This is a genomic window from Dysgonomonas mossii DSM 22836, from assembly GCF_000213575.1.
Lineage (GTDB): Bacteria > Bacteroidota > Bacteroidia > Bacteroidales > Dysgonomonadaceae > Dysgonomonas > Dysgonomonas mossii.
Genome location: NZ_GL892005.1, coordinates 91,599 through 117,930, shown reverse-complemented (window position 1 = coordinate 117,930; position 26,332 = coordinate 91,599). Strand labels below are relative to the sequence as shown.

Annotated in this window: 30 protein-coding genes; 18 read left to right on the top strand and 12 right to left on the bottom strand. The window is 37.3% G+C overall.

Features of this window, described 5'->3' with window-relative positions; all coding sequences use genetic code 11:
- The first annotated feature begins 78 nt into the window (after positions 1–78).
- The 8 genes from HMPREF9456_RS04025 to HMPREF9456_RS03990 all read left to right on the top strand — a co-directional run bounded on the left by HMPREF9456_RS04025 (position 79) and on the right by HMPREF9456_RS03990 (position 4,880).
- Positions 79–360 (top strand): hypothetical protein, encoded by a 282-nt coding sequence (locus HMPREF9456_RS04025; protein ID WP_006842187.1) that lies wholly within the window; start codon positions 79–81, stop codon positions 358–360.
- Positions 360–899 carry a 1-acyl-sn-glycerol-3-phosphate acyltransferase gene (locus HMPREF9456_RS04020; protein WP_006842186.1) on the top strand — a complete coding sequence of 180 codons (540 nt, stop codon included), beginning with the start codon at positions 360–362 and terminating at the stop codon, positions 897–899. The genes HMPREF9456_RS04025 and HMPREF9456_RS04020 overlap by 1 nt, the downstream gene beginning before the upstream one ends.
- 439 nt (positions 900–1,338) lie before the next feature.
- Positions 1,339–2,160, top strand: a complete 822-nt coding sequence (locus HMPREF9456_RS04015; RefSeq protein ID WP_006842185.1) for an META domain-containing protein — start codon at positions 1,339–1,341, stop codon at positions 2,158–2,160.
- A 181-nt stretch (positions 2,161–2,341) separates the two neighbouring features.
- Positions 2,342–2,812, top strand: a complete 471-nt coding sequence (locus tag HMPREF9456_RS04010) for a DUF4252 domain-containing protein (protein ID WP_006842184.1) — start codon at positions 2,342–2,344, stop codon at positions 2,810–2,812.
- A gap of 50 nt (positions 2,813–2,862) precedes the next feature.
- A complete protein-coding gene (locus HMPREF9456_RS04005; protein WP_006842183.1) occupies positions 2,863–3,366 on the top strand; it encodes a DUF4252 domain-containing protein in 504 nt (167 codons plus the stop codon).
- A 1-nt stretch (position 3,367) separates the two neighbouring features.
- Positions 3,368–3,865 (top strand): RNA polymerase sigma factor, encoded by a 498-nt coding sequence (locus HMPREF9456_RS04000; RefSeq protein ID WP_006842182.1) that lies wholly within the window; start codon positions 3,368–3,370, stop codon positions 3,863–3,865.
- On the top strand, positions 3,862–4,422 hold the full coding sequence (locus tag HMPREF9456_RS03995; protein WP_006842181.1) for a hypothetical protein: 561 nt from the start codon (positions 3,862–3,864) through the stop codon (positions 4,420–4,422). The genes HMPREF9456_RS04000 and HMPREF9456_RS03995 overlap by 4 nt, the downstream gene beginning before the upstream one ends.
- Positions 4,419–4,880 carry a DUF4252 domain-containing protein gene (locus tag HMPREF9456_RS03990; RefSeq protein ID WP_006842180.1) on the top strand — a complete coding sequence of 154 codons (462 nt, stop codon included), beginning with the start codon at positions 4,419–4,421 and terminating at the stop codon, positions 4,878–4,880. Before HMPREF9456_RS03995 ends, HMPREF9456_RS03990 begins: the two co-directional genes overlap by 4 nt.
- 89 nt (positions 4,881–4,969) lie before the next feature.
- Here HMPREF9456_RS03990 and HMPREF9456_RS03985 read toward each other — a convergent pair whose 3' ends face one another.
- The 4 genes from HMPREF9456_RS03985 to HMPREF9456_RS03970 all read right to left on the bottom strand — a co-directional run bounded on the left by HMPREF9456_RS03985 (position 4,970) and on the right by HMPREF9456_RS03970 (position 8,992).
- Entirely contained in the window at positions 4,970–5,461 is a 492-nt protein-coding gene (locus HMPREF9456_RS03985; RefSeq protein ID WP_006842179.1) for a hypothetical protein, read from the bottom strand.
- 134 nt (positions 5,462–5,595) lie between these two features.
- Complete coding sequence (gene gap, locus HMPREF9456_RS03980) at positions 5,596–6,600, bottom strand: type I glyceraldehyde-3-phosphate dehydrogenase (RefSeq protein ID WP_006842178.1); 1,005 nt, start codon at positions 6,598–6,600, stop codon at positions 5,596–5,598.
- Between the two features lie 266 nt (positions 6,601–6,866).
- Positions 6,867–7,736 (bottom strand): 23S rRNA pseudouridine(2604) synthase RluF, encoded by an 870-nt coding sequence (rluF, locus tag HMPREF9456_RS03975; protein WP_006842177.1) that lies wholly within the window; start codon positions 7,734–7,736, stop codon positions 6,867–6,869.
- Between the two features lie 242 nt (positions 7,737–7,978).
- The gene (locus HMPREF9456_RS03970) at positions 7,979–8,992 is read right to left on the bottom strand and encodes an NAD-dependent epimerase/dehydratase family protein (protein ID WP_006842176.1); all 1,014 of its coding nucleotides are present in this window, start codon (positions 8,990–8,992) and stop codon (positions 7,979–7,981) included.
- A gap of 183 nt (positions 8,993–9,175) precedes the next feature.
- Between HMPREF9456_RS03970 and rpmB the strand changes: the two genes are divergently transcribed.
- From rpmB to HMPREF9456_RS03940, 7 genes are all read left to right on the top strand, one after another.
- A complete protein-coding gene (rpmB, locus tag HMPREF9456_RS03965) occupies positions 9,176–9,415 on the top strand; it encodes a 50S ribosomal protein L28 (RefSeq protein ID WP_006842175.1) in 240 nt (79 codons plus the stop codon).
- A 17-nt stretch (positions 9,416–9,432) separates the two neighbouring features.
- Positions 9,433–9,621, top strand: coding sequence for a 50S ribosomal protein L33 (gene rpmG, locus HMPREF9456_RS03960; protein ID WP_006842174.1), 189 nt, complete (start codon positions 9,433–9,435; stop codon positions 9,619–9,621).
- Positions 9,622–9,635: 14 nt separating this feature from the next.
- On the top strand, positions 9,636–9,797 hold the full coding sequence (locus tag HMPREF9456_RS17005; RefSeq protein ID WP_006842173.1) for a DUF4295 domain-containing protein: 162 nt from the start codon (positions 9,636–9,638) through the stop codon (positions 9,795–9,797).
- A 146-nt stretch (positions 9,798–9,943) separates the two neighbouring features.
- Positions 9,944–10,897: a signal recognition particle-docking protein FtsY gene (gene ftsY / locus HMPREF9456_RS03955; protein WP_006842172.1), complete on the top strand. Its 954-nt coding sequence runs from the start codon at positions 9,944–9,946 to the stop codon at positions 10,895–10,897.
- 3 nt (positions 10,898–10,900) lie between these two features.
- Positions 10,901–12,196 (top strand): 30S ribosomal protein S12 methylthiotransferase RimO, encoded by a 1,296-nt coding sequence (gene rimO / locus HMPREF9456_RS03950; RefSeq protein ID WP_006842171.1) that lies wholly within the window; start codon positions 10,901–10,903, stop codon positions 12,194–12,196.
- 18 nt (positions 12,197–12,214) lie between these two features.
- Positions 12,215–12,505 carry an HU family DNA-binding protein gene (locus HMPREF9456_RS03945; protein ID WP_006842170.1) on the top strand — a complete coding sequence of 97 codons (291 nt, stop codon included), beginning with the start codon at positions 12,215–12,217 and terminating at the stop codon, positions 12,503–12,505.
- Complete coding sequence (locus HMPREF9456_RS03940) at positions 12,498–13,835, top strand: HU family DNA-binding protein (protein ID WP_006842169.1); 1,338 nt, start codon at positions 12,498–12,500, stop codon at positions 13,833–13,835. The genes HMPREF9456_RS03945 and HMPREF9456_RS03940 overlap by 8 nt, the downstream gene beginning before the upstream one ends.
- Here the strand turns inward: HMPREF9456_RS03940 and HMPREF9456_RS03935 are convergent.
- From HMPREF9456_RS03935 to HMPREF9456_RS03905, 7 genes are all read right to left on the bottom strand, one after another.
- Positions 13,830–14,636 carry a LicD family protein gene (locus HMPREF9456_RS03935; RefSeq protein WP_006842168.1) on the bottom strand — a complete coding sequence of 269 codons (807 nt, stop codon included), beginning with the start codon at positions 14,634–14,636 and terminating at the stop codon, positions 13,830–13,832. The genes HMPREF9456_RS03940 and HMPREF9456_RS03935 overlap by 6 nt on opposite strands.
- The gene (locus tag HMPREF9456_RS03930) at positions 14,636–15,637 is read right to left on the bottom strand and encodes a glycosyltransferase family 2 protein (protein WP_006842167.1); all 1,002 of its coding nucleotides are present in this window, start codon (positions 15,635–15,637) and stop codon (positions 14,636–14,638) included. The genes HMPREF9456_RS03935 and HMPREF9456_RS03930 overlap by 1 nt, the downstream gene beginning before the upstream one ends.
- 185 nt (positions 15,638–15,822) lie before the next feature.
- A complete protein-coding gene (locus tag HMPREF9456_RS03925) occupies positions 15,823–16,698 on the bottom strand; it encodes an alpha-1,2-fucosyltransferase (protein WP_006842165.1) in 876 nt (291 codons plus the stop codon).
- Between the two features lie 409 nt (positions 16,699–17,107).
- The gene (gene fucP / locus HMPREF9456_RS03920) at positions 17,108–18,361 is read right to left on the bottom strand and encodes an L-fucose:H+ symporter permease (protein ID WP_006842164.1); all 1,254 of its coding nucleotides are present in this window, start codon (positions 18,359–18,361) and stop codon (positions 17,108–17,110) included.
- 22 nt (positions 18,362–18,383) lie between these two features.
- Positions 18,384–19,844 (bottom strand): rhamnulokinase, encoded by a 1,461-nt coding sequence (locus tag HMPREF9456_RS03915; RefSeq protein ID WP_006842163.1) that lies wholly within the window; start codon positions 19,842–19,844, stop codon positions 18,384–18,386.
- Positions 19,845–19,848: 4 nt separating this feature from the next.
- Positions 19,849–20,493, bottom strand: coding sequence for a class II aldolase/adducin family protein (locus HMPREF9456_RS03910; RefSeq protein ID WP_006842162.1), 645 nt, complete (start codon positions 20,491–20,493; stop codon positions 19,849–19,851).
- 30 nt (positions 20,494–20,523) lie between these two features.
- Positions 20,524–22,311: an L-fucose isomerase gene (locus HMPREF9456_RS03905; RefSeq protein WP_006842161.1), complete on the bottom strand. Its 1,788-nt coding sequence runs from the start codon at positions 22,309–22,311 to the stop codon at positions 20,524–20,526.
- 641 nt (positions 22,312–22,952) lie between these two features.
- Between HMPREF9456_RS03905 and HMPREF9456_RS03900 the strand changes: the two genes are divergently transcribed.
- The 3 genes from HMPREF9456_RS03900 to HMPREF9456_RS03890 are packed head-to-tail and all read left to right on the top strand — an operon-like array spanning position 22,953 to position 24,997.
- The gene (locus HMPREF9456_RS03900) at positions 22,953–23,324 is read left to right on the top strand and encodes a bactofilin family protein (protein ID WP_006842160.1); all 372 of its coding nucleotides are present in this window, start codon (positions 22,953–22,955) and stop codon (positions 23,322–23,324) included.
- Between the two features lie 52 nt (positions 23,325–23,376).
- The gene (locus HMPREF9456_RS03895; RefSeq protein WP_006842159.1) at positions 23,377–24,399 is read left to right on the top strand and encodes a ParM/StbA family protein; all 1,023 of its coding nucleotides are present in this window, start codon (positions 23,377–23,379) and stop codon (positions 24,397–24,399) included.
- A 31-nt stretch (positions 24,400–24,430) separates the two neighbouring features.
- Positions 24,431–24,997 carry a bactofilin family protein gene (locus HMPREF9456_RS03890; RefSeq protein ID WP_006842158.1) on the top strand — a complete coding sequence of 189 codons (567 nt, stop codon included), beginning with the start codon at positions 24,431–24,433 and terminating at the stop codon, positions 24,995–24,997.
- 120 nt (positions 24,998–25,117) lie between these two features.
- Here HMPREF9456_RS03890 and HMPREF9456_RS03885 read toward each other — a convergent pair whose 3' ends face one another.
- Positions 25,118–26,308, bottom strand: a complete 1,191-nt coding sequence (locus tag HMPREF9456_RS03885; RefSeq protein WP_006842157.1) for a DUF1735 and LamG domain-containing protein — start codon at positions 26,306–26,308, stop codon at positions 25,118–25,120.
- Positions 26,309–26,332: the final 24 nt, after the last annotated feature.

Here is a 26,332-nt window from a genome sequence, read left to right as displayed (position 1 = left end):
TTTTTTTAGTAACTTTGCCGTCGCTTTTACAAACCGCAAAGGTAACAAAGATAATAAACATATAAATATATTTTGACTGTGAGTAGTAGAAGAAAGCTTAAAAAAAGTATAAACGAATCAATAGATTTATTATATACTGACTGTGTATTTTACAAAGTATTTGTAATAGATGCTGACCAGGCAGCTGCAGATAAAGTAATAACCCGAATAGTAGAAACTCAGGAAGAATTTCTGAACAGAGTGAATGTAAACGAAGGAAAAGAAGTTAAAGGCAGAGTAAAAGCTTATTACAAAAAAGTTAAAGCTGATTTCAAAGAGCAGATCAACTCTATTGCCAAAGAAATAGAATCTTTAGGTTAATGAAAAGTATATGTAATTTTATCCTCCGCCTTATAGGTTGGAAGATTACAGGTCTGAATAACTTACCAGACAAATGTGTTATTTGTGTTGCCCCACACACCAGTAATTGGGATCTACCATTGGGACTGATTGTTTATAAAGCGATGGGACGAAAAGCATCATTCCTGATCAAAAAAGAATGGTTCTTCTTCCCTATGAATCTACTATTTAAACTGTTGGGAGGGATCCCTGTCGACCGTTCCAGAAAGTCATCACTAACAGAACAGATGGCAGAAATATATTCTAAAAGAGAAAATTTTCAGTTGGCCATAACACCTGAAGCGACAAGAAAAGCCAATTCTGAGTGGAAAAAAGGCTTTTATTTCATAGCTATGGAAGCCGATGTACCTATTGTAATTGCAGCTCTTGACTATGGAAAGAAGGAGGCTAACTTCAAGCAAATAATAATGCCTACAGGTGACGTAGAAGGTGATATAGCAAAAATAAAAGCTCTCTACAAAGATGTTGTAGCTCGCCGTCCCGAACACTTCTCGATATAAGAAAAAGGATATAAAACAAAAATATCTGTTGTTTTTAAAAACTCTCGCTTCAATATTAAAGTGAGAGTTTTTGCATATTCTTAGTTAGCTATCAGCAAGATAATATATTCTTGTTTCTTAATCTCATTTTAAATGTACACTGGAGAGTAGTATAATTAAAAACCACATCAGAATAGCACATTGAACATAACACACTAAATATCTGTTTATTTATATAAATGACCTTAAATTTATATTATAAAAACAAAATCTTGTTATTTATAAAATAGGTGTGCATGCAACGAACTGACTCTATTTCCGTCTAAAAAATAATTTACAATCGAAATGGATATAGGATATACATTATTTCGTATGTATAATTCGGGAGGATAATTCAAGATAGAATATTAATCATAAATAAAAACTACATAAATATTGATAAAATTAAAAGAGAAACATTATGAAACACTTTTTAAAATCAGCAACCTTTTTTGTTACACTTCTTACTTTAGCTTTCGTTGTTCAAAGTTGTAATTCTGTGAAACCTATCGAAAAAGCACAACTAGAGGGCGGTCCTTGGGTGTTGAAAACGCTCAAAGGAGAAGCTGCACAAACAGCATTTTCGGGAGAAATTCCGAATGTTAATTTTGACTTTTCGAAAAATCTGCTATCCGGTAGTGGCGGTTGCAACCGTTATACAGGAGGTTTTACATTGAGTGAAAAAAACATATTTTCTGCACCTCAACTAGCATCTACCATGATGGCATGTATGCATGCGAATAAGGAATCTGAATTTTTAGCAGCTTTATCAACTCCTAATCTTGTGGTTTCTCTGTCAAAAGAGGGACAACTCACTTTTTCGGAAGGGAAAAATGTATTACTAGAGTTCGAAAAGTCTCAAAAAACAGCCACATCCGAGGTAATAAATACTGTTAATGCTGATAATATATCAGGAAAATGGACTTTGGCTTCTATCGAAGGAGAAGACATGGCAGCATTATTCCCCGACAAACCAGCCTCTATGGAAATAACAGCAGATGGAAAAGTTTTCGGTAATGCGGGATGTAATACCTATCGCAGCACTTTCACTTTAGAAGAAAACACGATTAAATTCGGTCCTGCCATGTCGACCAAAATGGCATGTCCTAGCTTAAAAGGTGAATCTCTATTTCTTTCTAAATTGTCTACACCTCTACAAGCAGCTTTAACAGGAGATAAACTGACATTTTTGAGTGAAGGCAAAGTTGTACTGGAATTTACAAAAGACACAGGCGATAAATAAAAAACGAGAAAAACAAGATAACATGGAGCTGTATTTAACTAGAATACAGCTCTTTTTTTAATTCAATACTTTTTTTACATTTTCACTGTAACAAATTTTTGGGTTGTTTCGTCTTAGTAATAGAAAGTGGATGAAAGCGCACATCTAACAAATTTATAACGACTCAAATATAAAAACATTTATGAAAAAGTATTTAATTTGTCTGGTATTAACTATTGCGTTGGGCCAGATAGCATACGGCCAAAGTTTAAACAAGTTGATGGATAACTTATCTAAAGTAGAAAACATTGAAACCGTTAAAATCGGACCGTTTATGATGACTTTAGGAAAAGCATTCGGAGGAGTGGGTGATATACCGGTTGCCAGAGGAATACATTCGATGGAAGTATATGACCTATCAAGCTGCAACTCTTCTGTAAAGCAAAAGCTAACCGACCAAATGGAAAAATTAAAAGATGGGGACGGTTACGAAACGCTGCTCATGGCTAAAGACAAAGATGATAATGTACGCATTATGATGAAAAAGAAAAACAATACAATAAGCGACATGGTTATCCTTTGTATGAGTGCAAACGACCCGACTATAGTGAAGTTTTCGGGAAAAATAAAAGAAGAAGATCTGACCCAATTGGTTCAAAAATACGACAAATAGCACCTGTTAAAATTACGTAAACACAATTATAAATAAAAAAACAGAACATTATGAAAAAGTATATTTTTTCTTTAGTATTGACCTTCGTTGCAGTACAATTCTCTTATGCTCAAGATCTGAATAGTTTTATGTCTGATTTTTCGAAACAAGAAGGTGTACAACGACAATTAGTAGATCGCTCTATGCTCGACATGTCGATGAAGGCAGCCATGACTGCTGATTCAACCGGGCAGATGGTTTCCAAAATGCCGGCATTCATGCAAAAGATAGACTCTATAGAAGTTCTTGCTATTGAAAAATATAGTCCCGAAGTAAAAACTAAATTCTTGGAAGGTATTCAAAGTTTCAAAGATGGGAATGGATATGCAACCCTATTATCGGTGAATGAAGCTGACGACAATGTGAAAATTATCTCGCACAAAGAAGGGGACTTATTTACCGGTGTATACATTTTGGTATTAGATAACGAAGATGCTGTGATTGTAAAAATGTCAGGCAACCTTACCGAATCGGATCTAACGGAAATACTTAAAGAACAAAATAAAAACAAATGAGATGGATGCAGAAACTTTTAAAAAAGTGTTTCTACCATATCATCAGAAGTTATACCGAATAGCATACCGAATAGTACAGGATACAGCCAATGCAGAAGACATAGTGCAAGAAACGTTCATCAAGCTCTGGAACAAGAAAGACGAATTGGAACAGATCGAAAATACAGAAGGCTTTGCCATTATCATCGTTCGCAACTCTTGTCTCGATTATCTGAGAAAAGCAAAGAATGACTATCATACGTCATATGATACCGAAATACCCGAGAGCACATCTCTGTCTAAGGAATTAGAAATACAGGATGACGCGGCATATGTAAAAGATCTGATAAATAAGCTACCCGATCAGCAACGGCAGGTGATAATGATGAAGCACTGGGATGGATATACCGATGAAGAAATAGAAAACATTACCGGAATAAGCCCCGGAAATATACGGGTCATACTATCCAGAGCAAGGAAAACGATAAGAGAGCAATACGCTAAAATAGAACAAAGATGAAGACAAGCGAAATAAAAAAATTAGTCGAAGCTTTTTACAATGGAGAGACTACAATAGAAGAAGAAAAACTATTGCTAAGTTATTTTCAAGGTGAAGATGTTGCGGAGGAATTACTAAAAGAGAAAGATTTATTTCTTAACTTATATCAATCCGAATCTATTGACGTTCCTCTTCATTTAGAAGCTAAACTTGACACTCTGATAGATGAATTGGCTGCAAAAGAAAAAGTAAAGGTGACACTAAAACCTGCATCAAAGAAGAAATATATACTGAGGTGGGCAGGAGGCATTGCTGCCGGTATAGCCATATTAATCACAGCAGGCATATACTTCAACAAACAGGAGAAGACAACAATGACACCTATAGCTCAGACTATTGATAAGACTATCGACAAGGCAGATGAACAGAAGATAAAGGAAGCACAGGAAGCGCTGGTACTGTTATCGTCGAAGTTCAATAAAGGCATGGATCAACTGGCTTTGGTATCAACAAATCTGGATAAGACAAACGAAATATTAAATAAAACTTTCAACAGAAAAAAAGATAAAGAATCATGAAATTAAAAGGATTACTAACAGCATTTGTGTTTATGTGTAGCCTTATAGCTGTTCAGGCACAGGATAAAATGTTTGAAAGATTCTCTAACAACAAGGATATTACAACTGTATACATTTCCAAAGCTCTTCTGTCTATGGTTCCTAATATGGATACCGGAGGTGTAAATGTAAAAGGTCTGGCAAATAAGCTGGAACAACTCGAAATATACACCAGCGACAACAAGAACTCTGTGAAACAGATGGTGCTTGAAGCTGAGTCTTTGAAAAAGAATAAGGCATTCGAATCTCTAATGTCTGTAAGAGAGGGCGACCAGATGATCAATTTTTATGCTCAAAAAGACGGAAACAACAAATTCAAAGATTTGGTAATGGTTATAAATGAAAACACCGAATGTACCATTATTCGTATCGTAGGCAGTTTCACGATGGAGGATATTAAAAAAGTAATGGATAAATAGAATATGGGTCTTACTACTAAATATAAAGCCCACTCCAAATGGAGTGGGCTTTGTTCATCTATAAAGAATCCTTCAAAATCATTTACATATCACTGTTCTTTTATTGTATATTCCCACAATAAAGTTTTAAATGTAGCTACTTGCCAAAAATCAGAAAAACTTTCATACCCCGGCTGGGTAGCTATCGCATCCCCTCCAATAATAGAAACACACAGGTTTCCGTGTGAATCATAGACATTGCTATTAAAATCAAACATAGAATCTTTTAACTTGGAAGAACTTCCCGTAATAAACTCTCCATATCTGATTTCATAGTAATTTTCTCCTTTGTAAGCAAGCTGTTCAATAAAGCCTCCAAGATTTTTAGCTGACCCACCATTGCTAGCATAGCGTACATCTACTTCTTTTTTAACAGTTTCTTTCTTTTCTTTTAGCCAACTAAGCGTGTTAACAGGATTATTCTCGATTGGATTAGTATATTCAACCAAGACCATTTCACCATCGTTATCATCACTACATCCGGCTACAGGCAAAAAAAGTATTATTGTAGCAAAGAACAGGAATAAAGTTATGTTTTTCATATTAAAGATATATTTAGTTTATATACTATTAGATGCAAAAACAAACAAAAAAGTTGCATTAAAAAAATTGAAAGCAAACAAAAAGCCTCTCACTAATTAAAGTAAGAGGCTTTCTCTATATTTGATAACTTGTATTATCCGTTTACTTTAGCCATAGCTGCGATAAGATCAAGACATTTGTTAGAATATCCCCACTCATTGTCATACCAGCTAACTACTTTAACGAAAGTTGGGCTCAATTGGATACCAGCTTTTGCATCGAAGATTGAAGTGCGAGCATCGCCAAGGAAGTCTGAAGAAACTACTTCTTCGTCTGTATATCCAAGAACACCTTTCAATTCGCCTTCTGATGCATCTTTCATAGCTTTGCAGATATCATCGTAAGATACTTCTTTAGAAAGACGAGCAGTAAGGTCAACTACAGAAACATCCAATGTAGGAACACGGAATGCCATACCTGTAAGTTTTCCGTTTAGTTCAGGAATAACTTTACCTACAGCTTTAGCAGCACCGGTAGAAGAAGGGATGATGTTACCTGCAGCAGCACGTCCACCTCTCCAGTCTTTAGCTGAAGGTCCGTCTACTGTTTTTTGAGTTGCAGTAGTAGCGTGTACTGTAGTCATCAAAGCTTCAACGATACCAAATTTGTCGTGCAATACTTTAGCGATAGGAGCAAGACAGTTTGTAGTACAAGAAGCATTAGAAACGAATTGAGTTCCTTTTACATATTTATCTGTGTTAACTCCACAAACGAACATAGGGGTATCGTCTTTTGAAGGAGCTGACATTACTACATATTTTGCACCAGCGTCGATGTGACCTTGAGCTTTTGACTTTTCAAGGAAAAGACCAGTAGATTCAACAACATATTCAGCACCTACTTCGTTCCATTTCAAGTCTGCAGGATTCTTTTCAGCAGTTACACGGATAGCGTTTCCGTTAACAACCAATTTACCGTCTTTAACTTCAACTGTTCCGTCAAATCTACCGTGCATAGTATCGTAACGCAACATATAAGACATATATTCTACGTCGATAAGGTCGTTGATACCTACAATCTGAATGTCATTTCTTTTTTGTGCAGCACGGAAAACAAGACGTCCAATACGTCCAAAACCGTTAATACCTACTTTAATCATTTTGTTTTAATTTTTATAGTTAAAAAATCGAGTATATCCAACTTAAAAGCTTTTGAGAAGATGTGAAATTATGTTATAAAACATGCTTTCTGAAAAGCTGTACAAAGTTAATATTTTTTTCCTTATCAAATAATTTTGTTTATTATTTTTAAAGGCCATAAAGCTGTTTGTTGTGGTGACAATCACCTTTTTAGCCTTTTTGTAAAGTAGAGTTATCTTTTTCACACATTTCTTTTGATAAAAAAAAGACCCTCTAGTACCTCTTTTTATTTGCGGGTTTTCTTCTTCACACTTGATTTCCCATTTCTCATACCACTCCCACTTTCTTTGTATCCTGTCGGCGTTTTTTTCTCTTTGTACGAATTAGCAGATTTACCTTTAGGTTGAGGAGTCTTTGCCTCTTGTGGTTTTGTTTTCTTTTTCGGCGCACTCTCAGTTTTTACAGAAGATGCTGTTTTCTTACGTAGTATTTCCAATTCTTCTTTTGTAATATTACGCCATTGACCAACTTTTATATTGCCCAACTTTATATGCATTATTCGTATCCGCTCGAGTCTCACTACATTATAGCCGAGATATTCGCACATACGCCGTATTTGCCTGTTCAGTCCCTGCCTCAATACAATGTTAAACGAATGAGTCCCGGTTTTAACCACTTCACATTTACGAGTAACGACTCCTAGTATTGGCACTCCGCCTTGCATCTTTTTAACGAAATCCTCATTTATAAGCTTATCCACTGTTACATGGTATTCTTTTTCATGATTATTGTCGGCACGCAGCATCTTATTCACCATATCTCCTTCATTGGTCAGGATTATAAGACCTTGCGAATCTTTATCAAGTCTCCCAATCGGAAATATTCGTTCATCATGACCAACGGCATCAATAATATTATTTGGCTCATCCAAATCTGTCGTACTTACGATTCCGACAGGCTTATTGTAAGCTATAAAAACAGGCTGTGTATTGCAGGTTACAGTCTCGCCATATACTTTCACTTCCTGCCCGGCCAGCACCTGGCTTCCGATAGAAGCTCTTTTTCCATTAATTGTAACACTTCCTTGCTCTATCAGTTTATCAGCCTCTCGTCGCGAACAATAACCGCTATCGCTGATATATTTATTTATACGCATTTACTTTATTTAAGATGTTTTTGTTAGAAACAATTTGAGATATTTCCTTGATGTTATAAGCCACTCAATAGAAGAATCAAAAAAATAATGACTAATATTTTTATGGATATAAATAAACTAAGATGTGCCAGTACAAAAGTAGGTAAACTCACTTTATGTATTAAATATTCGCAGTCCTACTTATCTTTTATCAACACGAACCTCTATGTAAAGTTACATATTTTTAGCGATAAAAGCTAATTCTACAACCATCCATTTTCTTTATACCAGCTCACAGACTCTTCAAGACCATCCTTCAAGTTGTATTTAGGAGTAAATCCCAGATCATTTACAAGAGGGGTTATATCACATTCCCAATTACGTTGCTTCATTATTATATACTTATCCCTATTTAAGGTCGAAGGCTTTTTTGTTATCCTAGAAATACTTTCTGCCAATACAGATACAGCCTTCAATATCCACAACGGAACTTTAAGACTCACCACGTGTTTCTTTTCTATAACCTGCTTTACCAGCTGCGTATATTCCTTATCTGTATACACATCTCCATCGGCTACAAAATAAGCCTTATTCTTCAATTCACTTTTCAGCCCAAGAAATACAGCATCTACCAAATCCTTCACATAAATAAAAGTCAAATGCTGAGGCTTAAAACCCGCACCAACATCAAGACCCGATTTCACAGTCTTTATCATCAGAAAATAATCTTTCTCTCGAGGCCCGTATACACCTGTAGGACGTAATATTACATAAGGAAAATCATCCATCGAGCGCAAATAACATTCTGCTTTCAGCTTACTCTTACCGTATGCCGTATTAGGATTCGGCGTATCAGTTATCTTTATAGGAGTATAATTCTCTTCGTCTCCTACACCAAAAGCACTGAGACTACTCATCAGAATAAATTTATCGGGAACAGCGTCTACTTCTCGCAATGCATCGATAAGGTTAGCTGTATATCGAAAATTTATTTTATCAAAATCTTTAGCATCTAAACATTTAGTGACCCCGGCATTGTGTACGACATAATCAAACTTGCCATATTTCTTTTTAAAGTGAGATAGCTGTTCTTTCAATTTATTTTTATCCCCAAAGCTCAGGTCTAAAAATTGAATGCGATCATCCTTCAGATACTCACGACTGCTGCTTTTACGCACGCCTGCCCAAGTCTCATACCCTTCCCTTAAAGCCTTCTCGACAAGAAAACTTCCAATAAAGCCACTGGCTCCTGTAATCAAAATACGTTTAGCATTCATATCGAGAACAAATTTACAACAATCTCCGTATTCCTTACATTTTCAAAATCAATTAATTTATTTATTGCGTTTAGTGTAACTTTAACCTTTTAAATATTTGTAGGTTTGAAAAATATAACTAAATTTGCAACCCGATTTTGCACGATAAAACTAAAAAATAAACATATAATAAATACAATAGCAATGTCCAAGATTTGTCAAATTACAGGAAAGAAAGCTATGGTTGGCAATAATGTTTCTCACTCAAACAGAAAGACAAAGAGAAAATTTAATGTCAATCTTTTCAGAAAAAAATTCTACTGGGTAGAAGAAGATTGTTGGATCAGCCTGAATGTTTCTGCTGCCGGTCTTCGTACAATCAATAAAATTGGATTGGATGCTGCGCTTAAAAGAGCGGCTGAAGATGGTTTTTTGAACGCATAAATTAGGAGGATCAAGAAATGGCTAAGAAAGCAAAAGGAAATAGAATCCAAGTGATACTTGAGTGCACAGAGCACAAAGCAAGTGGTATGCCAGGCACATCACGTTACATCACTACAAAGAATAGAAAAAACACTACTGAAAGATTAGAATTGAAGAAATACAATCCTGTTCTTAAGAAAGTTACTGTACATAAAGAAATAAAGTAAAAACAATATAAACCATGGCAAAGAAAGCAGTAGCAGGTTACCGCGACGCTTCATCGAAAGACGGTCGTAACTATGCAAAAGTAATCAAAATGGTAAAATCTCCTAAAACAGGAGCTTACACATTTAAAGAAGAAATGGTTCCGAACGAATCAGTAAAAGACTATTTCACAAAATAATCTTGTTAAAAATATTTAAATAACCTCCTTCATCTTCATGTGGGGAGGTTTTTTATTATCCATTTCGTAGCTTTGTATAGCAGGATACAAGCCTGCTTTAACATTAAACAAGTACGCGATAATTACTTGATAATAAAGAGTAAACTATGGGACTATTCGATTTCTTTTCGAAGCAAAAAAAAGAAACTCTAGATAAAGGTTTGGAGAAAACCAAAGAATCTATGTTTTCTAAACTATCACGTGTTGTTGCCGGCAAATCGAAGGTAGACGATGACGTATTAGATGATTTGGAAGAAGTGCTTATCACTTCGGATGTAGGAGTAAACACTACATTAAAAATCATAGAAAGAATAGAGAAAAGAGTTGCAAAGGATAAATATATCAACACAGATGAATTAAATTCAATTCTTCGGGAGGAGATTGCTCATCTGCTGACAGAAAACAACACGACAGATACAGAAGGGTTCTCTACACCCGAAAATCATAAGCCTTATGTAATAATGGTTGTCGGAGTAAATGGTGTTGGAAAAACAACTACGATCGGAAAATTAGCAAATCAGTTCAAAAAAGCAGGCAAATCAGTTTATTTAGGTGCTGCGGATACATTCCGTGCTGCTGCTGTAGAACAACTGGTTATTTGGGGAGAGAGAGTTGGTGTACCTGTAATAAAACAGGCAATGGGCTCCGATCCGGCATCAGTTGCTTTCGACACGCTGAGCTCTGCTAAAGCAAACAATGCGGATGTGGTAATCATAGATACTGCCGGACGCTTGCACAACAAGGTTGGCCTGATGAACGAACTTACCAAAATCAAAAAGGTAATGGAAAAGATCGTACCTGAGGCTCCCCATGAAGTACTGCTTGTGCTTGACGGCTCAACAGGACAAAATGCTTTTGAACAAGCCACTCAGTTTACAGCCGCTACCGATGTTACGGCTTTAGCTATCACAAAACTGGATGGCACGGCAAAAGGAGGTGTTGTTATAGGTATTTCCGATCAGTTTAAAATCCCGGTAAAATATATTGGATTAGGAGAAGGTATCGACGACTTGCAAGTTTTTACACGTAAAGAATTTGTCGACAGTCTTTTTGGAGCATAAAGAATGAAAAAAAACAGAATCGATGTTATAACACTGGGTTGTTCTAAAAACCTGGTGGATTCAGAGTTGTTGATGAAACAGCTTTTAGCAAATGGATATACAGTAAAGCACGACCCCGACAAACCGGAAGGAGAGATTGCTGTAATCAATACTTGCGGATTTATAGGAGATGCAAAAGAAGAATCCATAAATATGATTCTTGAATTTGCAGAAGCAAAAAAAGCAAGAAAGCTTAGTAAGCTTTTTGTGATGGGATGCCTCACCGAAAGATACATGGATGAGCTGAAAGCCGAGATTCCTGAGGTAGACAATTTCTATGGTAAGTTCAACTGGAAAATGCTTATCTCCGATTTGGGAAAATCATTCAAGCAAGATATAGCCTTGGAGCGAAGCATAACTACTCCAAAACATTATGCTTATTTAAAAATATCGGAAGGATGCAACAGAACTTGCTCTTACTGCTCAATTCCTATAATGACGGGCAAGCACCAATCACGTCCGATAGAAGAAATAGAAGAAGAAGTAAGGAATCTGGTAGCTGTGGGAGTAAAAGAGTTTCAGGTGATAGCGCAAGATCTGTCATTCTATGGATACGACAATTACAAGCAAGCTAAGCTTCCCGAACTAATAGAACGAATTGCAAAAATAGAAGGAGTGAAATGGATACGCCTCCACTATGCATATCCGGCTAATTTCCCTTACGATCTGCTAAGGGTGATGCGAGAAAACGATAATGTGTGCAAATATCTGGATATAGCTCTACAACATGTTAGCGATAATATGCTTACAAAAATGCGACGCAACATATCCAAGCAAGCAACATACGATCTGATGAAGCGTATCCGAGAAGAAGTACCGGGTATACATTTGCGTACAACATTAATGGTAGGTCATCCGGGCGAAACAAAGAAGGACTTTGAAGAACTATTGCAGTTTGTAAACGATATGCGCTTCGAACGAATGGGAGCTTTCCCTTATTCGCATGAAGATGGCACATACGCATACGATAATTATAAAGACAGCATATCAGACGCCACAAAGCAAGAACGAATGGACTTGTTGATGTCGGCTCAAGAAAAAATAGCTTTTGAGACGAATGAAGAGAAAATAGGCAAAACACTGAAAGTGGTTGTAGATAAAGAGGAGAGCGACTATTACATAGGCCGCACCGAATACGATTCGCCGGAAGTTGATCCCGAGGTCTTGATAAAGAAAAATAAAATGCTTAATATTGGGGAATTTTATAATGTTAAGATAACTGACACCCAATCGTTTGATCTGTACGGAGAAGTTATTTAACCTTAATAAGGAATATCTATGACGAACCAGGAGTTAATAGCCGCACTGGCAAAACGTTTGAGCTGGACACAGCGTCAGACTTCAGAAGTGTTGGAAGCCACGGTATCTATTATCAACTCGAACCTAGAAGAAAACAACTCTGTTAATATTCAAGGGTTTGGATTGTTTGAAACAAAGAAAAAGGCTGAGCGTATTTCTGTTAATCCTGTTTCGAAACAGCGGTTTCTGGTTCCTCCTAAAATCACTTTATCTTTCCGCCCCGGACAAACCATAAAAGAGAACCTCAAAAAACTTGAAATAAATGAATGAACGTCTTAGTCTACAGGATTTGATTGATCTTCTGGCTAAGAAACAGGAGATAACAAAGAAAGAAGCCGAAGTATTTCTGCGGGAGTTAATAGCTGTTATATCAGAAACAATAGAAAGCAACGAGTCAGTAAAAATAAAAGACTTTGGGACTTTTAAACTGGTAAAAGTAAATGCACGTAAAAGCGTAGACGTAAATACCGGCGAAGCTATCGAAATAGCGGCTCATTACAAATTGAGCTTCACTCCTGACAAGTTACTAAAGGAAGCTATAAACCGTCCTTTCGCCCACTTCGAGAGTGTCGTTTTAGAAGAAGGTGTCTCTTTTGATAATATAGAAAAAGACGAAACAGTAAATATAGAAGAGGCTGATGAGGTAGAAGATGTTTCTGTAGATGAAGATACAAATGAAGTCTCTCCTACCCCAACAGCAGATTCACACCAAGTAGAGAATGAAGACTTCACGCCTGAATTAGGAAGTGAAGACACCACTATAATAGAGACTGAAAACACTGCCCCTTATACAGAGGAAGAAGAAATCGAGGAAATAAATAACCGGGAAGAAGATACACGACAATCTGATAATGGAACAATAGCTCCAAGTGAAGCTGAAAATATATCTGAACCGATAGTGGATGAAGTTTCGGAAGAAAGAATATTAGAATATAAACAGAGGATTGAAGAGGCTAAATTAGCTGCTAAAGAGAAAGATATCGAATACGAAAAGCTTGTGAAAGAGACAAGACAGGCCGCTAAAAGAAGAAAGAAATTCGTTTCCTTAGGATTCTTCATATTCCTTATTATTGCAGCATTCCTGATCGGGGGATTGTATTTCCAAGAAATTGCCAGATTCCTGACCGAAGGCCCCACAGGAAACGGCAATACAGCCATAGTTGCTGACAACCAAAATGTTGACGGACAAAAAACGGATACTCTTGCTATATCCTCCGACTCTATAGCTAAAGCGAAAGAACAAGATTCAATTGCCATTTCAGGGGAGAAAACCTTGCAGAGCGAAAGCCCGATAAAACCTCAAACTCAAAAGACTGAGCAACCAACAGCCTCGAAAGGAAATACACCACTGGCAATCATAACGATAGAGCCGGGTAATACCTTACGTAATATTTCATTAAAGTATTATGGACACAAATCGTTCTGTGTATACATTTACGAGGAAAACAAAGATAAGATAAAGAATATCAACAATATACCATTAGGAACTAAACTAACTATCCCTTCTCCTTCGAAGTACGGAATAAACCTTCAGGATCAAGCATCTCTAGACAAAGCGAAAGCGAAAGAAAGAGAGCTCTTCAAGACAATGGGACTATAAATATTCGACTTTAAGAAAGTGGGGTGCCCGCTTCTCTTTGGGAGGAATGGTAATGTAATCTCCATATTGCTTTTTCAAATATGTTTCAGGCTCTTTCGGTGCTGAAAACTCTTTCCTTTCGAAGATAACTTTTCCTACCGGAAACATATACCCTGCATTGTGATTCGTAGAGTTTCCGATTCCATAGCTATGTAGTATATTATTAGGTTTTGTAATGGAACAAATCCCTCTGGCTGTATATTTCAACAGCACCCCTATAGGGTATAACAACAAAGATGTTGCGTATTCATAAAAATATGTCAGTGAGAAGAATGGCTTCCCTCGCTTTAGACGCCTAAAGGCCCTTCCATAGAAAAAGTCAACAATATTCTTCATCCACCGATAGCTTCTTTCTTCAGGAAAGATATCGATGAATATACCTTTCTCCTTATAACTCGCCATATCCTCCTCTTCGGAATAAACAATAGAGTGCTTGTCTCTCACCTTAGAGAACAACAACCTATAACTTTTCTCTTTAGGAGTTTGCAGATACAGATTGTCCGGCAACTCCTTAGGTAGTATTTTCAGTAACTTCTGATAGTCGGGAAAAAGCAATTCGATATCAATATCGTCATCCCAAGGTATAAACCCGCCATGACGGATAGCGCCAAGCAAAGTACCACCGCTTATCCAATATGGGATATTGTGCTTGTCACATATATTGGCTACAATAGATAATATATCCAACATCTTCAGCTGTAGCGTTCTTAACTCAGAACCATCAGGATTATATATTTCTCTAAGTTCTTCTGTATCTGTCATTATTTTTTTCTTAAGAAAAAGATCAATTTTATTAGTCGACTCAATATACTGGGATTGTATTTCGCAAATGGAGGAAATAATACTTTCCCATACTTCTTTTGCGAAATGCACAACACTGCCCAGCGAGACCAAAGAAAAGCAACCAGTGCCGGCTGTACATAAATATGCTTTATTTCATTTTGTCGAATCAGCTTCGTAAACCAATTGGCTATATCCTTAAATCGGTCAACAGGGACATCCAATTTATTCCCCAGAGCATATAATTGGAAAGTTACTTTATGACAGTATAGCTCCGATTCGGTAGGGATTAAATCGAGCCGGCTCAACTCTCTTTTTATAAGTTCATCTTTCAGTTCGCTCTGCACTTTGCTATTCAAAACCGATACGTTACTGTCGTGCCATCTGTATCGGAGCAGTTCTTCATCAATATTAGCAACCTTTCCGAGCTTGGCTATTCTGCACCACAAGTCATAGTCTTCAACATGCTTATACGCCTCATCGTATTTATTCTGTTTCAGCACTTCGCTGCGAATCATTATGCTCGGATGAATAAAAGAAGGGGAAAACATCAGATTGATTTGAAGATAATCATCACTAGTCAGATTATGAATATTTCCTGTCTTCTTCCCACTATTATCAATCACCGCAGCGGCAGTGCCACACATCAGTACTTGAGGATGTGAATTGAGAAACTCAACTTGACGCTTCAATCTATCGGGGTGACAAATATCATCGGCATCCATGCGAGCTATATATTGCCCACCACAATAGTCAATACCCTTATTCAGGGTTTTTATCAATTTCAGATTGACAGGATTCTTTATATAAAAAATCCGTTCGTCATCATAGTCCATAATAATAGACTCGCTGCCATCGTTAGACCCGTCATTTATAAGTATCAACTCCCAATCTTCGAAGCTCTGCGATACAATACTGTCTAATGCCTGAGACAAATATTGCTCGGCATTATAAACTGGCATTAATATCGATACTTTTGGCATAATTGGCTATTTTAATAAAAACTGTCACTTTTTGTAAAACACTCATTCTAAACAGCATAATCTTACAATTATGTTAAAAGGTGACAAAAGTGACACTTTATTGTATGTTTTTATACTGTTACCTTTTTCCCTCCTGAAAGGCTCAACCGTATATAATAAGATAATCTTGACACTAAAATATATTATCAGATCTTGATCCACCCTTGAGGATAAAAACAATCTAATAATTCATTTTTTTGCTCATCCACAAACCATCGCTCGGGAGCAACTATCTTTCTCTCTTCACTGTTGTTAAGCCACGCACTCCACCAACTAAAGCTACTATTGGCTATAATATTATGTTTACACAAGCTCATGAGCTGCATGTCTATATAGCTGTCTTTTCCTTTATTCCAATCTATAAAAGTAACAGGAAATTCTTTAAAGTTAAGATTATCCTTTATCCAATCAAAATCCTCTGAGAAAACATAGAATTCAGGATTCTTTACATGCGCAGATATATAATTGATGGCCTTTTCGTAATAGTCTTTTTCAAGTATCGCAAAATTCGATTGTGAATTCTTATTCAGATAATCCCCCCTACGTATATGAACGGCAACAGACTGATTTTCTGAGATCTGCCCTGCCACATCTTTATTTTCTCCTATTAATGGATATTTGAAAGAAAAATCCTTCCGTAAAAGCTCAGAGATATTCTTGAAGTATGATTCATTCTGAAAATAGCCGGACATTATCACGCCTCCTGTCAGAGCTTCAAAAGTCGGTTGATATAAGATTGCATACGTATCGGTGAACACACCAAATCTCTGAAAAAAAGATCTGTGCCTTTGAATAAACGGTCTGGCCTTTATTACAGCTTTCGCTTTTAGAGACGAGGTTTCTACTACATCTTCTATATTGAATATACCCAGTTCGTAGGGACGTACCGTAGCTTGCGTTTTTTTAGAAAATGTATACAGATCAACAGATAGTGCCGTATTTAAACGAATAGCCAACGATTTGGCAGCCGCATACTGAAACATCTGATTTCCCAATCCACCTGATAATAATACTGTAACCATTCAGTTTCCATTCGTTTTACAAGTATCTGCAAAGGTATTAAAATGCTCCGACAATATGCCCGCATTCTTATTATTGTTAAATCATTTTGTGCTCTTTTCTGATAATTCTTTTTGCTTTACATATTCGCTCAGTAATATAGGGTGAGGCTGAAACTTGCTTTTCATAATATGATGGATAGAAATATACAGAACAATAAAGCAAAAGATTGATTAAATTCCCAAAAGAAAAACCTTAAACGAATAAGAAAGGGACTACTCCATAGAAGATAGTCCCTTATTTAATTAAAGTAATATATAAAAACGAAAGAGTGTTTTATTCGATTAAGCTTTTATTCGGCTACCTGCATATCCAAAAAACGATATATATAAGAAGCAGATCAGCGGTATAATAAATCCGACATTCATACTTTCAGCACCTAATACTCCCATCAACGATGGAGCGATGGCTCCCCCCCACAACTGTTAGTACCAAAATGGACGATGCGGTTTTTGTTTTATCTCCCAAATTTCTTAAACCCAGTGCAAATATAGAAGGAAACATTATAGACATAAATAAATAACAGCCGATCAGGGCGATTATCCCAAATCGGTTGTGATTCATGATAACAAAAAACATCAGCAATGTATTTATAGCAGCACACAAGCCAAGCAAAGATCCCGGCTTCATTTTCTTCATAATCATACTTCCCGAAAATCTTCCGACCGCAAATAAAGACATACCACCTAGGCCAAGTAACAAGCCAGCCTGTATTTCGGTTAGTTGCAGCTCTTTTACTTCTATTGCGTAATTTATAAAAAAGCTACCAATACCCGTCTGCGCCGCTACATACAAAAATTGAGCAACGACCGCCAGCACAAAATGCCTTTGTTTTATCAATGGTAGATCCTCTGTTATGGTATTATTACTTAGATGTGACGTCTCTTTATGATTATCCGATTTTATTTCAGGCAACTTTGCAAACAAGAAAAACACCAACACCATGATTACCACACAGCCCAATCCTACATAAGGAAACATCAAAACGGAATTGCTCGTATGATCTCCAACCGCTTCTACAACAGTTGCAACCACCTCATTAGCACCAAGAAAAACTTTTTTAATAGCATCAACAAATAATTCGATTGTCGACCGATCCGACTCATTTTTGAAAATAAGAACAGAGCCTACAAGCGGACCTAAAATCCAACCGATTGCATTAAACGTTTGAGCCAGGTTGATACGGCTTGCTGAAGTTTCGGGCGAACCTAAAACAATAGTATACGGATTGGCTACTGTCTCAAGGAAAGTAAGCCCGCAAAACAAGATCAGCAATCCTAAAAGAAAAGCCCAAAAAGTATTTATCTCTACGGCAGGAACAAACCAGAAAGCACCCAATGCAAAAAGAGCCAACCCGACAATAATTCCGCTTTTATAACCAAATTTACGAGCAATTAATCCCGCAGGAATAGCCATCAGAAAATATGCTCCATAAGCCGAAGCCTGAACTGCTCCCGACTGCGCTTTTGATAAATGCAACGAGTCTTGAAAGTGCTTATTTAACACATCCAGCAGACTATGGGCAAATCCCCACAAAAAGAACAAAGTGGTTATCAGAATAAAAGGGAACAAATAGTTTTGTCCATCTTTTCCGATAAATAAAAGCTTTTCTGATTTGGTCTTCATATTGGTCTTAAATTTGTTGTTTTTACAGTATCAAATACTCCATTCTAGTAGCAAACAACTCCCACTCTCTCGAATTCTGAGGGTAATAGGTTTTAAAGTTAAAGCTGTTTTTTACAATTTGATGTCCCTCCCTTATATTTTTTATTTTTTTATCTGTTACTGCTTGCTGAATAACATTTCCTATAGCTGTAGCCTCTGTCAGCCCGGTTACAACCTCTACATTCAGAGCATCAGCAATAAATTGATTTAACTGTTCGTTGCGGCTTCCCCCTCCTACTACCGAAAGATATTTAATCTTTCTGCCGGAACACTGCTCCAATTTCTTCATCACAAAATGATATTTCACTGCCAGTGATTCAAGAACACAGCGAACCAACTCTCCTTTAGTCTGAGGTACAGATTGATCTGTTCGCTTGCAATACGACTGTATGGCATCTTTCATAGATGCGGGAAAGGTAAAATCAGGGTCGTCGGTATTGATAAGGCTTCCGAATGGTTTACTCTTTTCACATTCCGACAATAGATATTGATAAGAACATTCTTCATCATTCTTCTCCCACTCGGCCATTAGTTGTTGAAGTATCCACAATCCCGAGATATTACGCATAAACAAAATCTTTCCAACTCCGCCTTCGTTCGTAAATTCGTTATCCATAGCCTCCTGCGTCAGAATCGGATTGTCCGTTTGTATCCCCAGCAGAGACCATGTACCCGAACTAAGAAAAGCCCATTCTTCTCCATCGAACGGAATAGCAGCAATAGCACTCGCCGTATCATGCGACCCTACGGCAAATACTTTAATATTTTGAGCATTCGTTTCTTGTGCGATATCATCGGTGAGATTTCCGACTAGAGAACAAGGCTCAATAATATTTTTGAAAAGATATAAAGGCAGATTCAACTTATCGAATAGAGACTTTTCCCATGTTTTTGTTTTAGCATTTATCAGTTGCGATGTAGATGCTATTGTATATTCATTATACACATTTCCTGTAAGATAATAATTTATCAGATCAGGAATAAATAATAAACCGTCGCCAATAGCAAGTGTCTGAGCGTTCTGCTCTTTCATACTCAGCAACTGGAAAACGGTATTGATCTCCATTTGTTGAATTCCTGTGATAGCATACATCTCTCTTCTTGAAATGATAGCCTCCGCTTTTTGAGAAACACCTTGCGTACGGCTATCCCTATAACATACGGGGTTAGATAATAATCTTCCCGCTCTGTCTATTAATCCAAAATCAACACCCCATGTATCAACAGCAAGCCCCTGTAAATCATACCCGTTCTTTACTGCCAAATAAATGCTCTGTTTTACATTTTGGAATAACGACAAGAAGTCCCAGTACAATGTATTTCCCAATTTTACAGGAATATTACCAAAGCGGTAAATCTCATCTAGGCAAATACGTCCGTCCACTATTGTTCCTACAATAGCCCGTCCACTTCCTGACCCTAAATCCAGAGCCAAATATGCCATGTTGTTATTTTTGTGTTTTTCCTAAAATATAAACTTCCAAATCGCGAATTTCATCATCGCTCAAAATATCATAATTCCCTTCACCTGCCCGCACAATAATGCGACATGCCAGTTCGAGGAAAACAGCTTTCTGAAAAGCATCATCAAAGTCTTTCCCACACACAGCCTGCCCGTGTTTGCTCATCAATACACAGTCATGATGAGTCAGGGCTTGTGTTACTGCATCAGCCAGTTCCTTCGATCCGGGACGATAATATGGTATAACCGCAATCTCTTTGCCGCAGTAGCAAGGAACTTCGGCAACTACATTAAAGCTTTTCGGCTTATTTTTCATACATGATACAATTGTCGCAAACTCTGACTGAAAGTGTAGCACCACATTCATATCCTTACGCTGACGTAAAACCCCGAGATGAAAAACACTTTCCATCGATGGCTTAGGACCATCGACACGCATACCTGTGGAGATATTACAGATAGCAACATTTTCTTTGGTAATACGTGGCAACCACGAGCCTGTACCCGAAACCAGAGCTAAATCTTTATTCACTCTCCACGACAAATTACCACTGCTACAAAGTTGTAGACGTTCTTGTCCTACACGATGAGCAGCCTCTATAAACCGTTCTATATATTCACTGTTTATCATACTGTTTTTTATTATCGAAGGTACAAAAAACTATTTATAAAGAGGACCATAAACTTGGCAAGCTCGATAATCGGCTCCTTCTTTATCCATTCCGAAAGCAGACCATGCAGCGGGGCGATAAATGTCATCCGAAGGTACATTATGCATACAAACAGGGATACGAAGCATAGAGGCCAACGTTATCAGATCGGCTCCGATATGTCCACTGCTGATAGAACCATGATTGGCTCCCCAGTTGTTCATCACCGAATATACATCTTTAAAGTTTGGATCATCGGTCAGACGTGGAACAAACCAAGTGGTAGGCCATCCTTTATCTGTACGCTCGTCCAAGATTTTATGCACATCCGGATCGAGATCGACAGTCCACCCTTCGGCTATTTGCAATACCGGGCCTAGTCCTTTTATGAGATTTAAGCGAACCATCGTACATGGCATACCTCCACGAGTAAGAAATTTAGAAGAAAAGCCTCCTCCTCGAAAATATTCTCGGTTGGCAGGCATCCATGTAGTAGCATCTAAACACGACTCGGCTTCGGCCTGTGCAATATCCCAGAAAGGTTTCATTACCGGTTTCCCTGCATCATCGCTTTGGCGACCGCTTCCGTCCAGAGACGCAGCACCGGAATTGATTAGATGGATCATTCCACCCGAAGCTAAACCCTCTAACTTTTTCCCTGTCACTCGTTCTACAGCCTCAGGACTCCAATAAGTACGCACATCTGCAAAGATCTGAGCGGTATTTGTCAAAAGATAACCAAACAACATTGCCGTACCGTTCAACGAATCATTTTCTGTAGCTAATATATATGGTGCGCGAATACCAGTCCAATCGAAAGAGGAATTGAGGATAGCCTCTGTAAAATCGCCGTTAGGATAGAAATCTGTCCATTGGCGTTGCCCCTGAAAGCCCGCTACAAGAGCATTATGCCCTAAAGCCTCTTCTCCGAATCCCATTTCTTTCAGTTTGGGATTGCCTATCATCAGATCTCGAACAATCAATGTCATTTTTACAATGAATTTCCAATCCTTATCATTTGCCGCACGATCTTTTTTCAAATCGTCCCGGTTTATCGTGTCTTTGCCTTCTTTACAGTGGGTCTTCGCCCAAGCCAAGGCACTTTCATATTCTTCTTTATCGTATATACCTTCTGTCATGCGGCGAATAATTTCTACCTCGTCCACACTCTCGCAACGCATACCTAAATAATCTTCAAAAAAATCGGTATTAACTACCGAGCCGGCAATACCCATACACACCGAACCGATGGAAAGATAAGATTTACCTCGCATAGTTGCTACAGCCAATGCAGCTTTAGCAAAACGCAACAACTTCTCTCTTACATCCACTGGTATTTCAGTAGTACCCCCATCCTGAACATCATGCCCGTAGATACCAAAGGCAGGTAATCCTTTCTGCGCATGCCCGGCAAGAACTGCAGCCAGATAGACTGCTCCGGGACGTTCCGTACCATTAAATCCCCAAACAGCTTTGATTGTATGCGGCTCCATATCCATCGTTTCGCTACCGTAACACCAGCACGGAGTAACTGAAATCGTTATCCCCACTCCCTCTCTACGAAACTTCTCGGCACAGGCTGCACTCTCTGCTACACGACCAATTGTGGAATCTGCAACAACACACTGAACAGGCGAACCATCGGGGTATCGTAGCGTAGAGGTTAACAGGTCTACCACACTTTTTGCCATATTCATTGTTTGGTTCTCAAGAGACTCTCGCACTCCTCCCATGCGTCCGTCGATAGTAGGACGAATACCGATTTTAGGCCATTCACCTTGAAATCTTTTCCCAGCCATATATTTTAGATTTTAATGGTTAATTATTATATTTTGATTTTATATTCAATAAATAGAAGATTGTGTTTTCTTTGATTGAATTAGATTTTTAATTGTTACAAGCTTACCACCGACTTCATATCTCTACTATACAAATAGTGATTACGGTACTATAATTAAATTTTTAAGCAACTAGATCCAAAGACATTGAATCTAACATTAAAGAAATATCAGATAAAAAGTTAATAAGAATAGCCTTCTTTTCTAGTTGGCCAGCATACACTCTATTACAACAACTTATAGTTTCAAATATACATTCTAGATACTCAACAAACTTTCATTTTTCCGATGAATAAATAGTACTATTTCGACATCAGGCAGTTTTTATCTTATTTTTCAGCCTCTATATCCAACCCTTATTATATTAATAGATGTAAAACAGCAAGCACATCTGACTAATTATCAGACCACTTACAACAACAAGATCATATTTTTTATGTTTTCCAAATAGAATTAATTGTAAATGAAAATAAATTTTATATGCAATTCTTAATGATTAATATTACTTTTCATATATATTTGTAAACAACAATTCATTTTTAAGGAATTGCCCGGATTTCTGTACAAATGTGACTATATAAACATTGTTAACATAATTAGCTATGGCTAAAAAGGAGGATTTTAAGCAAGATTCGTTTGATCTTTCCTCTCAAACGCCTACAATAATCTGTAAAAGTTTTGTGCTCTATGGATCTGTAGAAGAAACGCATCATATACGCGTGGAAGGGACTATAGTAGGAGATATAAAACAGGCTCATACTGTTGTAATTGGCACAACAGGTATAGTTCGAGGAAACATTCATGCCAAAAATCTAGTTGTATTCGGTCGTATCGAGGGTAATATATGCGTAACCGATTCTATATCAATAAAAAGTACAGGTAGAATAGTGGGCAAACTTAATGCACAAATATTCGCATTAGAGCATGGCGCAACATACGAAGGACTTATTGCCATGAAACCAGTTCTTTCATAAAAGAGAATTTATTTATCCCCATAATTATTAACGAATCTAATATTTTATTACTATGGTTTATGAAATCCAATCTTTTCCCAGCTTAGTTGAAAATAATAATACTAATCTGTCACAGACAGCGAAGGATTTGCTTCACGGCTTGAAAATTCAACATAACAACAAATGGTATATCTGTGGAGACCTTGCCCTGAATGAAGGTCAATCTCCTCACAAATTAATAAACTCATCGCCCGATGATATAGACTATCAGATATTGGCTAAAGCAGCTATGTTGTTAGTAGAAAATCAAGTGGAGCAACCGATAACAATCACGACAGGTTTTCCTTATTCTACTTATTATATCTATAAGGACAAAGCCATAGAGTTTTTCCAACGCACTCATATGCTCGATTATGATATTTCAACACACAATGCAGGGAATAAGAAAAGAGTAATATTAGAAGTACAGAAGGTTGAAGTGATTCCTGAAATTGTAGGATGTACAATCGGCATACGCAAAGGTGAGCCTCAGGTTTCGGGAAATTTCTTTGTATTTAGTTGTGGATTTGGCACATTTGAGTCTATCCTCAGTACAGATTCGGGTATTATCGAGCAAACAATGATCAGTACGCATGGAATTCGATACGCTGTAAATCTGATGATAAATGAACTGAAGAGCAAATATTATTTGGAACTTAGAAATACACATCAAATTGATGAGGCATTCAAACGTGGATATATTTTCTTGAATCGTCAAAATATCGATTTGAGGGAAATACGCAAAAGCGTTATTCAAACATATTATCAAGAAGTAATATCTCCAAACTTACGCAGTGTTATTAATGACTCTAACCTGGTTAAGGCCAACCGTATATATATGTGCGGAGGTGCTATGTATTATGAAGAGCTTATCGATTGCTTTAAGGAAGAATTCGGCAAATTCACAGAAATAACAGTTTTAGACAATCCTGAAACATTAGCAAGTAGAGGCTATGCAATTAACTCGTTGCGTGTAGGACATGGCAAATTTAAATCATCGGTAGGTATCGATATAGGAAATGCAACTACTGTAGTAGCTAACTTTTCGGGAGAATAATCATATAGAAATTACTTTATAAATATCAGAAATGTTTCTCTTTAAGCGAAAAATTGATGAACTTGAGCCTGAACCTGCTAGAATCGTAGAATTGGGACGAGACGTGATCATCTTAGGCTCACTTTACCTAATCGAGGGACAAGAGAAAAATTTCTATGTAGACGATACGCTAACCGTTGATACTAATGCTTACATTGTTGGTAATATAACAGCCACACATTGCATAATTGACGGCAAAGTGACAGGTAATATAATTTGTGCAGAGAGTTTAGAACTTGGCCCAACAGCGGTTATAGAAGGTACAATCACAGCCAAGGCTGCTGTCATAAATGCGGGTTGCGTTGTTAATGGTGAAGTTGTATTGGATCCTCTACTGGAAGTTCCTATATTAAGTATAAAGGTTGCAGAGGCAAAAGAATATCTTAAAAAAGAAGACTCAAAGATCTCTGTAGATTCTTTCTCGAAAATAGAAGAAGAAATTCCCAAAAAGGATTCAAGGATTTTCAACGATATACCAAGCAATGAGCCCAAAAGCCCGATAATTCAAGATAGAAAAATTGATACAAAGCCAAAAGACGAAAGTGATAATTGGTGGTAATAACACTAATTTATGAGAAAAATATCATAGAGGCTTCAGCACTAAGGGCGAAGATAAAAGAAATCCGGCAAAAGAATATATTTGCCGGATTTTTTGTGTACTTATATAAAATAAAATTACTTACTCAGGACACCTCACATGATCCATAAACTTCAGCGTATAAGCTGCCATTGCATCATAACCATTCCCTGTAAGGTCGGTTACTTTTTTATCGTCAGCACCATTAAATCTCCAGTATGCAACTAATCCCGGAGTGGTAGGATCAACATAACACATATTGTTTATTAGATCGGCCGGAGATAATGCTTTTTTCCAAACACGCATTTCGCTCACCGCCCCATCAATTCCTCGTCCTTTGGCAGAACGCCCAATCATAAACATCGGGTCACCATATACATGTGTCAGATCTAAAGCTGTAACGCCTGCGATATTTCCGCTCGACTCCAACTCTCCGTTCACATACATTCGTACATTTCCTCCTTCGAAGACAGCTGCTATATGGAACCATTTCTCTGTCGAAAACTCGGTTTTACTTGCAATACCCGGTTTGGCTATCTGCAATTGATTCGGCTTGATAGATGTATCACCAAATCGGAGAAGGAAGTTTTCTTCTAGCCCCATTACACTGCTGATATATGGATTATATGATTGAAATTTATTGACATATATCCGTGTCTCATAGGTTACGGCAGACAAAGCGGTTAGGCTTACATCTTTGTTCTTAGAGAAATCTACTTGCAAATAATTACTTGTCAAAACAGCCGCCTTCGTTACTATTGTTTGATTAATAACGAAATAAATTGTTGCTGATGGACGCAGAATACTCATCCCCAAATTATTACTAACTATACTTACCGGCAAAACATAAGTAACACCTTCTTCAAACTTAGAGAGGTCACTTATAGACAACTTCATCGGAGTAGAAACACTTGACCCTGACTTTATCAATACCTGATTACTGTTCAGGTTTAAACCTTCTTTATTTGTATCATTGGTATCAATTTCTGGTCTTGACAGTTTATAACTACCCTCAGGAAGAGGCTTATAATTTTTCATAAACCGGTTGTTATATGAATCAATTAAAGACAAATCTGCCTTCAAATCGACAATCATATCCTTGGACATTTTGTCTGAAGACGAGACATTAAATGCTATTTCAGATGCAGCGAGTTCGGGGTCTACAGTAAACAATCTGGAAACAGAGTTTTCTACACCTGACATATAAATAACATCCCGATAGTCTTCATTGTCTTTACATCCCATTAGTATGATAGCGCAAAGACTTAGAATTATAATATTATTTAGTTTCATGTATTTTCTATTAATGTTTAACAA

Excerpts from the sequence above, each read along its gene's own strand:
- rpmG (WP_006842174.1), top strand. The coding sequence starts at position 9,433 with ATGGCTAAGAAAGCAAAAGGAAATAGAATCCAAGTGATACTTGAGTGC.
- HMPREF9456_RS03990 (WP_006842180.1), top strand. The coding sequence starts at position 4,419 with ATGAAATTAAAAGGATTACTAACAGCATTTGTGTTTATGTGTAGCCTT.
- HMPREF9456_RS03915 (WP_006842163.1), bottom strand. The coding sequence starts at position 19,844 with ATGGCATATTTGGCTCTGGATTTAGGGTCAGGAAGTGGACGGGCTATT.
- HMPREF9456_RS17005 (WP_006842173.1), top strand. The coding sequence starts at position 9,636 with ATGGCAAAGAAAGCAGTAGCAGGTTACCGCGACGCTTCATCGAAAGAC.
- HMPREF9456_RS03995 (WP_006842181.1), top strand. The coding sequence starts at position 3,862 with ATGAAGACAAGCGAAATAAAAAAATTAGTCGAAGCTTTTTACAATGGA.
- HMPREF9456_RS03930 (WP_006842167.1), bottom strand. The coding sequence starts at position 15,637 with ATGCCAAAAGTATCGATATTAATGCCAGTTTATAATGCCGAGCAATAT.
- HMPREF9456_RS04005 (WP_006842183.1), top strand. The coding sequence starts at position 2,863 with ATGAAAAAGTATATTTTTTCTTTAGTATTGACCTTCGTTGCAGTACAA.
- HMPREF9456_RS03940 (WP_006842169.1), top strand. The coding sequence starts at position 12,498 with ATGAATGAACGTCTTAGTCTACAGGATTTGATTGATCTTCTGGCTAAG.
- HMPREF9456_RS03985 (WP_006842179.1), bottom strand. The coding sequence starts at position 5,461 with ATGAAAAACATAACTTTATTCCTGTTCTTTGCTACAATAATACTTTTT.
- HMPREF9456_RS03935 (WP_006842168.1), bottom strand. The coding sequence starts at position 14,636 with ATGACAGATACAGAAGAACTTAGAGAAATATATAATCCTGATGGTTCT.
- HMPREF9456_RS04000 (WP_006842182.1), top strand. The coding sequence starts at position 3,368 with ATGGATGCAGAAACTTTTAAAAAAGTGTTTCTACCATATCATCAGAAG.
- gap (WP_006842178.1), bottom strand. The coding sequence starts at position 6,600 with ATGATTAAAGTAGGTATTAACGGTTTTGGACGTATTGGACGTCTTGTT.
- HMPREF9456_RS03925 (WP_006842165.1), bottom strand. The coding sequence starts at position 16,698 with ATGGTTACAGTATTATTATCAGGTGGATTGGGAAATCAGATGTTTCAG.
- fucP (WP_006842164.1), bottom strand. The coding sequence starts at position 18,361 with ATGAAGACCAAATCAGAAAAGCTTTTATTTATCGGAAAAGATGGACAA.
- ftsY (WP_006842172.1), top strand. The coding sequence starts at position 9,944 with ATGGGACTATTCGATTTCTTTTCGAAGCAAAAAAAAGAAACTCTAGAT.
- HMPREF9456_RS03895 (WP_006842159.1), top strand. The coding sequence starts at position 23,377 with ATGGTTTATGAAATCCAATCTTTTCCCAGCTTAGTTGAAAATAATAAT.
- HMPREF9456_RS03910 (WP_006842162.1), bottom strand. The coding sequence starts at position 20,493 with ATGATAAACAGTGAATATATAGAACGGTTTATAGAGGCTGCTCATCGT.
- HMPREF9456_RS03905 (WP_006842161.1), bottom strand. The coding sequence starts at position 22,311 with ATGGCTGGGAAAAGATTTCAAGGTGAATGGCCTAAAATCGGTATTCGT.
- HMPREF9456_RS03890 (WP_006842158.1), top strand. The coding sequence starts at position 24,431 with ATGTTTCTCTTTAAGCGAAAAATTGATGAACTTGAGCCTGAACCTGCT.
- rluF (WP_006842177.1), bottom strand. The coding sequence starts at position 7,736 with ATGCGTATAAATAAATATATCAGCGATAGCGGTTATTGTTCGCGACGA.
- HMPREF9456_RS04010 (WP_006842184.1), top strand. The coding sequence starts at position 2,342 with ATGAAAAAGTATTTAATTTGTCTGGTATTAACTATTGCGTTGGGCCAG.
- HMPREF9456_RS03945 (WP_006842170.1), top strand. The coding sequence starts at position 12,215 with ATGACGAACCAGGAGTTAATAGCCGCACTGGCAAAACGTTTGAGCTGG.
- HMPREF9456_RS03885 (WP_006842157.1), bottom strand. The coding sequence starts at position 26,308 with ATGAAACTAAATAATATTATAATTCTAAGTCTTTGCGCTATCATACTA.
- HMPREF9456_RS03970 (WP_006842176.1), bottom strand. The coding sequence starts at position 8,992 with ATGAATGCTAAACGTATTTTGATTACAGGAGCCAGTGGCTTTATTGGA.
- rpmB (WP_006842175.1), top strand. The coding sequence starts at position 9,176 with ATGTCCAAGATTTGTCAAATTACAGGAAAGAAAGCTATGGTTGGCAAT.
- HMPREF9456_RS04020 (WP_006842186.1), top strand. The coding sequence starts at position 360 with ATGAAAAGTATATGTAATTTTATCCTCCGCCTTATAGGTTGGAAGATT.
- HMPREF9456_RS03900 (WP_006842160.1), top strand. The coding sequence starts at position 22,953 with ATGGCTAAAAAGGAGGATTTTAAGCAAGATTCGTTTGATCTTTCCTCT.
- rimO (WP_006842171.1), top strand. The coding sequence starts at position 10,901 with ATGAAAAAAAACAGAATCGATGTTATAACACTGGGTTGTTCTAAAAAC.
- HMPREF9456_RS04015 (WP_006842185.1), top strand. The coding sequence starts at position 1,339 with ATGAAACACTTTTTAAAATCAGCAACCTTTTTTGTTACACTTCTTACT.